The 11,590-nt window shown below is 71.2% G+C and carries 9 protein-coding genes; 4 read left to right on the top strand and 5 right to left on the bottom strand.

Going from position 1 to position 11,590, the window contains the following annotated elements:
- The first annotated feature begins 97 nt into the window (after window positions 1-97).
- Window positions 98-898 (top strand): SAM-dependent methyltransferase, encoded by an 801-nt coding sequence (locus BJ998_RS40250; protein ID WP_246489992.1) that lies wholly within the window; start codon window positions 98-100, stop codon window positions 896-898.
- Between the two features lie 38 nt (window positions 899-936).
- On the opposite strand, the gene BJ998_RS40245 is transcribed toward BJ998_RS40250, so the two are convergent.
- Genes BJ998_RS40245 through BJ998_RS40225 form a run of 5 tightly spaced genes read right to left on the bottom strand, consistent with a single transcriptional unit; the run spans window position 937 to window position 6,281 of the window.
- On the bottom strand, window positions 937-2,241 hold the full coding sequence (locus tag BJ998_RS40245) for an alpha-L-fucosidase (RefSeq protein ID WP_184869384.1): 1,305 nt from the start codon (window positions 2,239-2,241) through the stop codon (window positions 937-939).
- Entirely contained in the window at window positions 2,238-3,062 is an 825-nt protein-coding gene (locus BJ998_RS40240) for a carbohydrate ABC transporter permease (RefSeq protein ID WP_184869383.1), read from the bottom strand. The genes BJ998_RS40245 and BJ998_RS40240 overlap by 4 nt, the downstream gene beginning before the upstream one ends.
- Complete coding sequence (locus BJ998_RS40235; RefSeq protein WP_221339544.1) at window positions 3,059-4,033, bottom strand: carbohydrate ABC transporter permease; 975 nt, start codon at window positions 4,031-4,033, stop codon at window positions 3,059-3,061. Before BJ998_RS40235 ends, BJ998_RS40240 begins: the two co-directional genes overlap by 4 nt.
- A 2-nt stretch (window positions 4,034-4,035) precedes the next feature.
- Complete coding sequence (locus BJ998_RS40230) at window positions 4,036-5,313, bottom strand: ABC transporter substrate-binding protein (protein ID WP_184869382.1); 1,278 nt, start codon at window positions 5,311-5,313, stop codon at window positions 4,036-4,038.
- On the bottom strand, window positions 5,271-6,281 hold the full coding sequence (locus BJ998_RS40225; RefSeq protein ID WP_184869381.1) for a PfkB family carbohydrate kinase: 1,011 nt from the start codon (window positions 6,279-6,281) through the stop codon (window positions 5,271-5,273). Before BJ998_RS40225 ends, BJ998_RS40230 begins: the two co-directional genes overlap by 43 nt.
- A 106-nt stretch (window positions 6,282-6,387) precedes the next feature.
- On the opposite strand from BJ998_RS40225, the gene BJ998_RS40220 reads away from it, so the two are divergent.
- From BJ998_RS40220 to BJ998_RS40210, 3 genes are read left to right on the top strand one after another with little or no spacing between them, the layout of a single operon-like run.
- Window positions 6,388-7,140, top strand: a complete 753-nt coding sequence (locus tag BJ998_RS40220; protein ID WP_184869380.1) for a DeoR/GlpR family DNA-binding transcription regulator — start codon at window positions 6,388-6,390, stop codon at window positions 7,138-7,140.
- The gene (locus BJ998_RS40215; protein ID WP_184869379.1) at window positions 7,137-8,489 is read left to right on the top strand and encodes a 6-phospho-beta-glucosidase; all 1,353 of its coding nucleotides are present in this window, start codon (window positions 7,137-7,139) and stop codon (window positions 8,487-8,489) included. The genes BJ998_RS40220 and BJ998_RS40215 overlap by 4 nt, the downstream gene beginning before the upstream one ends.
- Complete coding sequence (locus BJ998_RS40210; protein ID WP_184869378.1) at window positions 8,482-11,577, top strand: alpha-mannosidase; 3,096 nt, start codon at window positions 8,482-8,484, stop codon at window positions 11,575-11,577. The genes BJ998_RS40215 and BJ998_RS40210 overlap by 8 nt, the downstream gene beginning before the upstream one ends.
- Window positions 11,578-11,590 lie beyond the last annotated feature (13 nt).

Genomic DNA, 11,590 nt, shown 5'->3' with positions numbered 1-11,590 from the left:
AGGCCGGCCGTGCCCGTATGGGCGAAAGGGCCGAGTGCCCCGAGCCCGGCGATGCGGTAGACAGTGGGGAATGCGGTGGGGGAGAAGCATGTCGGACATGACCAGCTGGACGCCGGCCGAGGTCGACCCGGACGTGCCGAGCGCGGCGCGGATCTACGACTACCTGCTCGGCGGCAGTCACAACTTCGGGCCGGACCGCGAGCTGGCGGACAAGCTGCTCGCCGTGCAGCCCAACGTCGCCGACATCGCCCGACGCAACCGGGCGTTCCTGCGCCGCGCGGTGCTGTTCATGGCGGCGGCCGGCATCCGCCAGTTCCTCGACCTCGGCTCCGGCATCCCGACCGCCGGGAACGTGCACGAGATCGCCCAGCAGGCCGCGCCCGGCTCGCGGGTGGTCTACGTGGACTACGAGGGCATCGCCGTCGCGCACAGCGAGCTCCTGCTCGCCGGCAACGAGAACGCCGCCGTCGTGCAGCGGGACGTGACCCGGCCCGACGAGGTGCTGGCCGCCGACGGGACCCGCAGGCTGATCGACTTCTCTCGGCCGGTCGGTCTGCTGGCGGTCACGATCGGGCACTACCTGCCGCCCGCCACCGACCCGGTCGGGGTGTTCGCCCGCTACCGCGACGCCGTCGCGCCGGGCAGCCACCTCGCGCTCTCGCATCTGACCGACGACTTCGCCGGCCTGCACGGCGACGCGATCGTCGAGACGATGAGGAGCACGCAGAACAACGTCTTCCCGCGGACGCGGGCGCGGGTGCTCGAACTGTTCGGCGACTTCGCCCTGGTCGCGCCCGGCCTCGTCACGACGTCGGGATGGCGTCCGGACGATTCCACGGCGGCGGCCGTCGATCCGGAGGAGGACGGGCTGTACGCGGGTGTCGCCGTCAAGACCTGAGGACTGATGTCCCGTCCGGTGCGTGCCGGGCGTCGGTCCTACCGCGGATGTGCGGGAAGGCCCGTCACGTCGAAGCGGAGGACGACGGGCGTTGCGCCGACCTCGCCGACATCGACTGCCGTTCCCTCGGGAACGGCCCGAGCCGCGATGCGACCGCCGTCGAGCCGGACCGGGTTCACCAGACCCGAGCGGTGGGAAAGCGTTGCCTCGCCACGGACATCGGCGAGCATCGCGTACGCGTGACCGCCGCTGCGCGTCCACCGGAGCCACGGCGTGTCCCCGGGCGACGCGTCGTCCAGCGGGCGGGTGCCGTGGATGGCCGGGGAGTTGACGGCCATCCATTCGGCCATGCCCTCCAACACGGAACGCTGCGTCTCCGGGAGGGTGCCGTCCGCGCGGGGACCGATGTTCAGCAGGAGGTTGCCGCCCCGCGAGACGACATCGGCCAGCAGCCGGATCGCGCCGGCCGGGGAGAGGGAGTGCTCCGGCCCCTCGGCACGGTTCCAGCCGAAGGAATAGCCGACGCCGCGGCAGTTCTCCCACGGGCCGTCGGCCTCGTTCTGGCGGTTGGCCTGGTACTCGCTGGTCCGGAAGTCGGGTCGGACCGACGGTCGGCGCGAATGCGTCCCGTCCCAGCGGTCGTTGACCACGCCCTCGGGCACGGCCGCGCGGTACTCGGCGAACAGCGCGGGAAGGTCGGCCAGGCCGAGGTCGGGCCAGCCGATGTCGTTCCACAGCACGTCGGGCCGGTAGCGCAGGATCAGGTCCCGAACCTGGCGCAGCGCGTACGCGGCGTAGGCGGCCTCGTTGGCCCGGCCGTGATCGTCGATCTCGTCCTCGTGCCGGATGACGGCCCGCCGGCCGGCGTGCCAGTCGATGCCGCCGGAGTAGTAGACGCCGAAACGCAGGCCGTGTGCGCGGGCGGCGCGGGCGAGGTCGGCGACGAGATCACGGCGAGGCCCGCGGTGCACGGTGTTGCGGGTGCCGGTGCCGGGGGCATCCCAGAGCGTGATCCCGTCGTGGTGCTTGGTGGTCGGCACGAGATAGCGAGCGCCGGCGCGGGCGAACAACGAGGCCCAGTCGGAAGGGTCGAAGCGCTCCGCCCGCCACTGGTCGAGGAAGCCGTCGTACGGCCGGCCGCCATGATGGGTGCGGTGGTGCTCGGCCGCGGCGCTGCCGGGGATCTGACTGGTGTTCCAGTACCACTCGGCATACGGGTTGCGGGTGAACCACACGTCCGAGGGGAACGTCCCCAGCTCGCCGATCGGCTCCGCCCACGCCGGCACCGAGTAGGCGCCCCAGTGCACGAAGATGCCGAACTTGGCCTCCTGGAACCAGTTCACCCGCGCAGCGCCCCCTCGGTCGCGCCGGCGATGAAGCCGCGAGCGAACAGCGCGAACACCGCCACCATCGGCACCGTCGCCAGCAGCACGCCGGCCATCACCATGCTGTAGTCGGTGTTGTGGCCGACGTTGAGCTGCGCGAGGGCGACCTGCAGGGTCAGCCGGCTCGGGTCGGTCAGCACGATCAACGGCCAGATGTAGTCGTTCCAGGAGTTGACGAAGGCGTAGATGGACAGGAACGACAGCGCCGGCCGCATCAACGGGACGGCGACGTTCCAGTACTGGCGGAAGAAGCCGCAGCCGTCGATGCGGGCCGCGTCGAGCAGCTCGTCGGGCACGCCGCCGCTGATGTACTGCCGCATCCAGAAGATGCCGAAGGCGTTGGCCAGCGCGGGCGGCACCAGCGCCTGCAGCGTCCCGACCCAGCCGATCTGGGACATGATGATGAACTGCGGCAGCGTGCCGAGCTGCAGCGGCAGCATCATGAACACCAGCAGCAGTCCGAACAGGACCCGTCGGCCGGGGAAGTCGAACTTGGCGAAGGCGAAGGCGGCCAACGAGTCGATGAACACCACCAGCGCGGTGGTGACGGTCGCGACGATCAGCGTGTTCAGCATCGACCCGAAGAAGTCGATGTCGGCCAGCACGTTGCCGACGTTCTCCAGCAGGTGCGAGCCCGGGGTGAACTTGGGCGGGCTGTGGTAGATGTCGGTGGTGGTGTTGGTCGCCATCACGACCGTCCACACGAACGGGAACACGGAGATCAGCACGGCCGCCACCAGGACGACGTGCGCGCCGATGCCGCCCCAGCGCCGGGTCATTCCTTCCTCCCGCGTTGCACCAGCCGCCAGTTGACCACGACCAGCACGATGATCAGCAGGAAGAACGCCCACACGATCGCGGCCCCGTAGCCGTAGTCGTTGTTCATGAACGCTTCCTGGTAGAAGTACAGCAGCGTGGTCAGGCCGGCCTGGCCCGGGCCGCCGAGACTGGCGTTGGCGGCGTTGGTGCCGAACAGGACCTGGGGTTCGCTGAAGCTCTGCAGGCCGTTGATGGTGGAGATCACCACGGTGAACAGGATGATCGGCCGCAGCATCGGCAGCGTGATGCCGAAGAAGGCGCGCACCGGTCCGGCGCCGTCGATCCGGGCCGCCTCGTGCACCTCCGGCGGGATCGCCTGCAGCCCCGCCAGGTAGATGATCATGTTGTAGCCGGTCCACATCCAGGTCATCAGCAGGGCGATGACCACCTTGATCAGCCACGGGTTGGTCAGCCAGGCGATCGGCCCGATGCCGACCAGGCCCAGGATCGCGTTGACCAGACCGAAGTTGTTGCTGAACACGGCCGCGAAGAAGATGGACACCGCCACGATGGACGTCACGTTGGGCACGAACAGCGCGATCCGGTAGAAGCCCTTGAACCGCCGCACCGAATGCACCAGCGCGGCCAGCACCAGCGCGCCGAACAGCGTCGGCACGGTGGACAGCACCCAGATCACCAGCGTGTTGCCGACGGACTGCCAGAACACCGGGTCCTTGACCAGGAACTGGAACTGCTGCAGCCCGACGAACGTCATGTCGCTCAGGCCGTCCCAGCGCTGGAAGGCCAGGAACAGCGAGAAGAACACCGGGAACAGCGAGAACACCGCGAACACCAGGTAGAACGGCGAGATCGCCAGGTACTGCCGCCAGTACGACAACACCCCGCGGCGCGGCGGCCGGGCGGACGGGACAGGCGTCCGCCGCGGCCGGAAGCGCGCCGGCCGCGACCGGGTGGCGGGCACAGACGCCACCCTCAGCTCACCCCCTGCCGCTGGGCGATCTGCTTGGCCTGGCTGACGGCGTCATTCCAGGCGGCGTCGGGCGACTTGCCGTTGTTCTCGATGTTGCCGAGCTCGGTGCGGTACGGCGCCATCACGGCCGCGTCGGCCGGCGCCTCGTAGCTGATCGGGATGGCCTCGGCGGCGGGGCCGAACACGTCGATGGTCTTCTGGCCGCCGAAGTACGGGTCGCCGGTGGTCATCGCCGGCAGCTTGTACGCGGCCGGGGCGGCGGGGAACAGCGCCGCGTCGGTGAAGCCGCGGGCGTCGTTCTCCGGGTCGAGGATCCAGCTGATGATCTTGAACGCCTGCTCGGGGTTGCGGCACTGCCGGGGCAGCGCCAGGAACGAGCCGCCGTCGTTGGCCGGCCCGCCCGGCATCGGCGCGACCCGCCACTTGCCCTTGAGGTCCGGGGCGGCCTGCTCGATGTCCAGCGCGTGCCAGGCGGCGCCGAGCTCGACGCCGAGGGTGCCGGTGGCGATGGCCGCGTTCCAGCTGTTGTCGTCCACCTTGCCGTTCAGGCCCGAGGTCTGGCTCTTCACGGCGGTGTTCCAGGCATTGCGGATGTGGTCCTGGTCGCCGATGAAGTGGTTGTTCTCGTCGACGAAGCGCTTGGTGCCCTGGTTGATGACGATGCTGAACAGCTCGGGCAGGTTGCGCACCGGGAAGGACTTGGGCACCGCCCGGTGCAGCTGGGCGCCGGCGGCCCAGAAGTCGTCCCAGGTCTTGACCTGCGCGGCCACCTGGGCCGGGTCGGTCGGCAGCCCGGCCTGCTCGAACAGGTCCACCCGGTAGTACATGCCGGTGGGGCCGATGTCGATCGGGAAGCCGAGCTGCTTGCCGTCCGGGGTCTGCGCGCGCTTGGTCTTCCAGGCCAGGTACTGCGAGGCGATGTCTTTGAAGCCCAGTTCGTTGAGGTCGAGGAACTTGCTGGCGCTGGGGATGAACGAGGCCATGTCCTCGCCCTTGATCCCGGTGATGTCGGGCACCGACGAGCCGCCGGCGGCCAGCGTCGTGACCAGCTTCTGCTTGAAGTCACCGCCGATGGAGCTGGCGGTGAGCGTGATGTCGGCGGCGAAGTGGGTCTTGGCGTCGCCCACCACCTTGTCGCTGAGCCCGCCGCCCCAGTACCAGAGGGTCAGGTCCTTGCCGTGGGCGCTGGTGGAACCGGAACTGCCGCAGGCGGCGGTGAATCCGGCCGCGGCGGCGGTCAGCGCGGATGCCTGGAGGAATCGTCTGCGGGAGAGTTCCATGGGCTCGCTCCTACTCGTGCCTGGAGGTCGTCGAGGAAGACGTAGTCGGGTCGGGGATTGTCGCGCCGCCAGCTGTCCACATCGGACCAGTGCGGGGCGGAGGCGGCACCGCCGATGCGCCGCACGGAGAGCGCGGCGACGAGGGCGGCGAAGCGCAGCCGGTCGGCCAGCGGCAGCCCGGCCAGCGTGGCGAAGACCAGGGCCGCGCCGAAGACGTCCCCGGCGCCGGTGGTGTCCACCGCGTCGACCGCGATGCCGGGCACGGTGGCGGTTTCGCCGGTGGTGGCGTCGATGCCGAGTGCGCCGTCGGCGCCGCACGTGACGACGGCGAGCGGCACCAGCTCGGCCAGCGCGGCCAGCGCGGCGGTGGGGGAGTCGGTACGGGTGTAGGCCATCGCCTCGCGGTCGTTGGGCAGGAACGCGTGGCAGTCGGGCAACTGGGCCAGGATCGCCTCGCGGTGGTGTGACGCCTCCGCCCAGCCGGCGTCGGCGAACAGCAGCGTGCCCTGGGCGGCGGCCTTGCCGATCCACGCCTGCGGCTCGGGGCAGAGGTGGGCGACGGCCGCGCGGGCGGTCGGCGGGGTGCCGATGAGGTCGTCGGCGGTGACCGGCGGCGCGGAGCCGTGGGTGATCAGCGCGCGGTCGCCGTCGTACGCCATGGCGACGGTCAGCGGCATCGGCCAGTCGGGGAGCCGGCGGGACAGCGACAGGTCGATGCCCTCGGCGGTCAGTTCCCGCCGGCACATGTCGCCGGTGACGTCGTCGCCGATGGCGGCGGCCAGCGCGGTGCGCAGGCCGAGGCGGCTCAGCGCGACGGCGAAGTTGGCGATGCCCCCGGGACTCGTGCCGCGCTCCCGGGCCCAGACCTCGGTGCCGGCGGCCGGTGCGGCGGGCAGGCAGGCGAATCCGATGTCGTAGAAGAGCAGGCCCGACAGGAACACGTCGGGGACCGCCGCTGGTGTTGCCACTCCGCAACCTTCTGTCCGCTCGAAGTTGAGCTAGAGACTGCACCGCGTGCACGAGAATGGCAATAGGTGCGTGACTTTGAGCGAGTTTGCAGAGTACGGTTCGGCTGTGCTTCCCGCCCGACGACACGAGCTGATCCTGCGCGCACTGCGCTCGGACGGCCCCAGCACGGTCACCGCGCTGGCCGAGCTGCTCGACACCAGCCAGGCGACGATCCGCCGTGACCTGCTGCAGCTGGAGGACGAGGGCCTGCTGCGGCGGGTGTTCGGCGGCGCGGTCCCGGTGAACGGCCACGACGATCCGTTCGCGGACGTCGCCGGCGTGCGGGTGGAGGCCAAGGACGCCGTCGCGGCGCACTGCGCGTCGATGGTGCGGGACGGCCAGACCGCGCTGCTGGACATCGGCACCACCGCGCACCGGATCGCTCGGCACCTGCGCGGCCGCTCGCTCACCGTCATCACCAGCAACCTCGCCGTCTACGAGGAGTTGGTGGAGGACAAGGACATCCAGCTGATCCTGCTCGGCGGGGTGGTCCGCCGCGACTACCGCTCGCTGGTCGGCTTCCTCACCGAGGACAACCTGCGCCAGGTGCACGCCGACGTGCTCTTCCTCGGCACGAGCGGAATCCGCCCGGACGGCCACGTGCTCGACACGACCGCAGTCGAGGTGCCGGTGAAGCGCGCGATGATCGCCGCCGCCGAGAAGGTGGTGCTGGCCGCCGACGCCGGGAAGTTCCCCGGCACCGGCATGGCCCGCGTGTGCGGGCCGGAGGATCTCGACGTCGTGGTGACGAACGGGCCCGCGGACGCGGCCACCCGGGACGCGCTGCGCGAGGCTGGGGTGGAGGTCGTGGAGGTATGAGGCTGACGATCCTCGGCGGGGGTGGCTTCCGTGTCCCCCTCGTCTACCGGGCGCTGCTGGCGGACCGGGGCAAGGGGCGGGTCACCCACGTGACCCTGCACGACCTGGATCCGCGCCGGCTGGACGCCATCGTCAAGGTGCTGCGCGAGCAGGCGGCGGGGTACGACGACGCGCCGGCCGTGGACGTGACGACCGATCTGGACGAGGCGGTGACCGGCGCGGACTTCGTCTTCTCGGCGATTCGCGTCGGCGGCCTGGCCGGTCGGGCCACCGACGAGCGGGTGGCGCTGGAACTGGGGGTGCTGGGGCAGGAGACGGTCGGCGCCGGGGGCATCGCGTACGGCCTGCGCACGATCCCGGTGGCGGTGGACATCGCCCGGCGGATCGCCCGGCTGGCCCCGGACGCCTGGGTCATCAACTTCACCAACCCGGCCGGCATGGTCACCGAGGCGATGGCCGCGCACCTGGGCGACCGGGTCATCGGCATCTGCGACTCACCGGTCGGCCTCGGCCGCCGGGCCGCCCAGGCGCTGGGCGTCGACCCCGGGCGGGCCTGGTTCGACTACGCCGGCCTCAACCACCTGGGCTGGCTGCGGGCGATCCGGGTCGACGGCGTTGACGTGCTGCCGAGGCTGCTCGACGACGAGTCCGCGCTGACGTCGTTCGAGGAGGGCAAGCTCTTCGGCGCGGACTGGCTGCGCACGCTGGGCTCGCTGCCCAACGAGTACCTGCACTACTACTACTTCAACCGCGAGGCGGTGGCCGGGGCTCGCAGCGCCGAGAAGACGCGTGGCGCGTTCCTCCTCGACCAGCAGTCCCGGTTCTACGAGCGGATGGAGGCCCCCGGCACGCCGCCGTTCGCCACCTGGGACGCCACCCGGCTGGAGCGCGAGGTCACGTACATGGCGGAGAACCGCGAGGCGGTGGACGCCGGCGAGCGCAACTCGTGCGATCTGGATTCCGGCGGCTACGAGAAGGTCGCGCTGGCCCTGATGCGGGCCATCGCGCTGGACGAGCGAACGACGCTGATCCTCAACGTCCGCGGCCGAGGAGCGTTGAAGCCGCTCGACGACGAGGCGGTCGTGGAGACGAACTGCCATGTGGACGCCAACGGCGCCCGGCCGATCATCGGCGAGCCGCTGGCCGGTCACGCCGTCGGCCTGGTCACCGCCGTGAAGGCCGTGGAGCGGGACGTCATCCGCGCCGCCACCACCGGCGACCGGGCGGCCGCGCTGCGGGCCTTCGCCCTGCACCCGCTGGTCGACTCCGTCGCCGTCGCGCGGCGGCTGTTCGACGGCTACCTCGCCGACCTCCCGGGCCTGGACTACCTGAAGGAACCCCGTGTTTGACGACCGCAAGCAGGTCGAGGCGCGTCTCGACCGCGTCCTGGAGCAGCGCATCCGGCCCGCCGTCCACGGCCCGAGGATCCCGTTGACGCTGACCGCGTGGCACGTCCCCGACGAGCCGGTGCCGGTGGCCGAGGCGCTGGCCGCCGAGTACGAGCCGTTCGCCGTGGGGCAGCGCTGGGGGCGGCCGTGGTCGACCAGCTGGTTCCGTGCGGTCGGCACGGTGCCGGCGGAGTGGGCCGGCCGCCGCGTGGAGGCCGTCTTCGACCTGGGCTTCATCGGCGACTGGCCGGGCGGGCAGGCCGAGGCGCTCGTGTACGACGCCGCCGGGCAGCCGGTGAAGGGCATCGAGCCGCGCAACCAGTACGTGCCGGTGGCGAACCCGGCCGCCGGCGGCGAGGCGGTGGAGCTGCTGCTGGAGGCCGCCGGCAATCCGGACATCCTGGCCGGAGGCTTCGTCCCGACGCCGCTGGGGGACAAGCTCACCGCGCCGCCGGACCCGCTCTACACCTTCGCCCGCGCCGATCTCGCCGTCCTCGACGAGGACGTCTGGCATCTCGTGCTGGACATCGAGGTCGCCGCCGAGCTGATGCGCCAGTTGAGCGAGCACGACACCCGTCGGCACGAACTGCTGCGCGCCCTGGGACGGATGCTCGACGCCCTCGACATCGCCGCCGTGTCGTCGACCGCCGCCGCGGCCCGGGCACAACTGGCCGAGGTGCTGTCCCGGCCGGCGCACGCCAGCGCGCACACCCTGTCGTCGGTCGGCCACGCGCACATCGACAGCGCCTGGCTCTGGCCGCTGCGTGAGACGGTCCGGAAGACCGGGCGGACCTTCTCCAACGTCACCGCGCTGGCCCGGGACTACCCCGAGTTCGTCTTCGCCTGCTCGCAGGCGCAGCAGTACGCGTGGGCCAAGGAACACCATCCGGCTGTCTACGCCCGGATGCAGGAGGCGGCCAAGGCCGGCAATTGGGTGCCGGTCGGCGGCATGTGGGTGGAGGCCGACGGCAACCTGCCCGGCGGCGAGGCGCTGGCCCGCCAGTTGGTGCACGGCAAGCGGTTCTTCCTCGACGAGTTCGGCACCGAGTGCGAGGGCGTGTGGCTGCCGGACTCCTTCGGCTACACCGCCGCCTACCCGCAGCTGGCCAAGCTGGCCGGGATGCGCTGGTTCCTCACCCAGAAGATCTCCTGGAACCAGACCAACAAGATGCCGCACCACACGTTCTGGTGGGAGGGCATCGACGGCAGCCGGGTCTTCACCCACTTCCCGCCGGTGGACACGTACAACGCGGTGTTCTCCGGCGAGGAGTTGGCGCACGCCGTGCGCAACTACGCCGACAAGGGCGGCGGCACGCGCTCGCTGGTGCCGTTCGGCCACGGCGACGGCGGTGGCGGCCCCACCCGAGAGATGATGGAGAAGGCGCGGCGGCTGCGTGATCTGGAGGGTTCGCCGCGCGTGATCGTCCAGGATCCCAACACGTTCTTCCGCGAGGCGCAGGCCGAGTACCCCGACGCACCGGTGTGGTCCGGCGAGCTCTACCTGGAGCTGCACCGCGCCACCTACACCAGCCAGGCCCGCACCAAGTCCGGCAACCGCCGCAGCGAACACCTGCTGCGCGAGGCCGAGCTGTGGGCCGCCACCGCGGCTGTACGGGCAGGATTCCCTTACCCGTACGAACAGTTGGACCGGCTGTGGAAGACGGTCCTGCTGCACCAGTTCCACGACATCCTGCCCGGCAGTTCGATCGCGTGGGTGCACCGCGAGGCCGAGGCAACGTACGCGCGAGTCGCCGAGGAGCTGCACGGCATCGTCGCCGATGCCTCGGCGGCGCTGGCCGGTGCTTCGAAGGACGTGCCGTGGGTGTTGAATGCCGGTCCTCGCGCCCGTACCGAAGTCGTTGCGGTGCCCAAGGAACTCGCCGGGAACGGGCAACCGCTGTCCGACGGCACGGTGGCGGTGCTCGTGGAAACCCCGGGTTCCAGCGCCGGGCCACTGGTCGAGGCGTCGGCGCAGCCGGCGGTCGTCGTCGGCGAACGGTTGCTGGAGAACGGCTTCGTGCGGGTCGAGTTCGACGACGACGGCCTGTTCTCGTCGGTCTACGACCTGGTCGCCGACCGTGAGGTGCTGGCCCCCGGCGAGCGCGGCAACCTGCTGCGCCTGCACACCGATTTCCCGAACCAGTGGGACGCCTGGGACATCGACAAGCACTACCGCCACCAGTACACGGACCTGACCGACGCCGAGTCGATCACCGTGGTCGAGCGCGGTCCGCTGGTCGGCGCGCTGCGCGTCGAACGCCGCTTCGGTGCGTCCACTGTGGTGCAGACGATCCGGCTGCGCGCCGGCTCGCCCCGGATCGACATCGAGACGGAGATCGACTGGCACGAGCGGGAGAAGATCCTCAAGGCGGCGTTCCCGCTGGACGTGCACGCCGACCGCTCGGCCGCCGAGATCCAGTTCGGCCACGTCTTCCGGCCCACGCACACCAACACCAGCTGGGAGGCGGCCCGGTTCGAGGTCTTCTGCCACCGCTGGGCGCACGTGGCCGAGCCCGGCTACGGCGTCGCGGTGCTCAACGACTCCACGTACGGCCACGACGTCGGCCGCGACGCCCGTGACGACGGCGGCACCACGACGACCCTGCGTCTCAGCCTGATCCGCGCGCCGCGCTGCCCCGATCCGGACGCCGACCAGGGCCGGCACCGGATGACGTACTCGCTGCTGCCCGGCGCCACCGTCGCGGACGCGGTCGACGGCGGTTACGCCCTCAACCTGCCGCTACGGGTGGTGCCCGGCTCCGACGCGGCGTCCGCCCCGCTGGTGACGCTGGACGGCCGCAAGGCCGCCATCGAGTCGGTCAAGCTCGCCGACGACCGGTCGGGTGACGTCGTGGTGCGGCTCTACGAGTCGCTCGGCGGCCGGGCGGAGGCGGTGCTGCGGCCCGGGTTCGCGGTCGGCCGCGCCCAGGTCGTCGACCTGCTGGAGCGGCCGCTCGGCCAGGACGTCGCGGTGGGACCGGACGGGACCGTGCGCCTGCGGCTCCGCCCGTTCCAGGTCGTCACGCTGCGGCTCACGCCCGTGGAATAGTGCCATGCGGGAA

It is taken from the genome of Kutzneria kofuensis (assembly GCF_014203355.1).
In the GTDB taxonomy this organism is placed as follows: Bacteria; Actinomycetota; Actinomycetes; order Mycobacteriales; family Pseudonocardiaceae; genus Kutzneria; species Kutzneria kofuensis.
The sequence above is the reverse complement of the archived record's forward strand: the minus strand, read 5'-3'. Positions and strand labels throughout refer to the sequence as shown.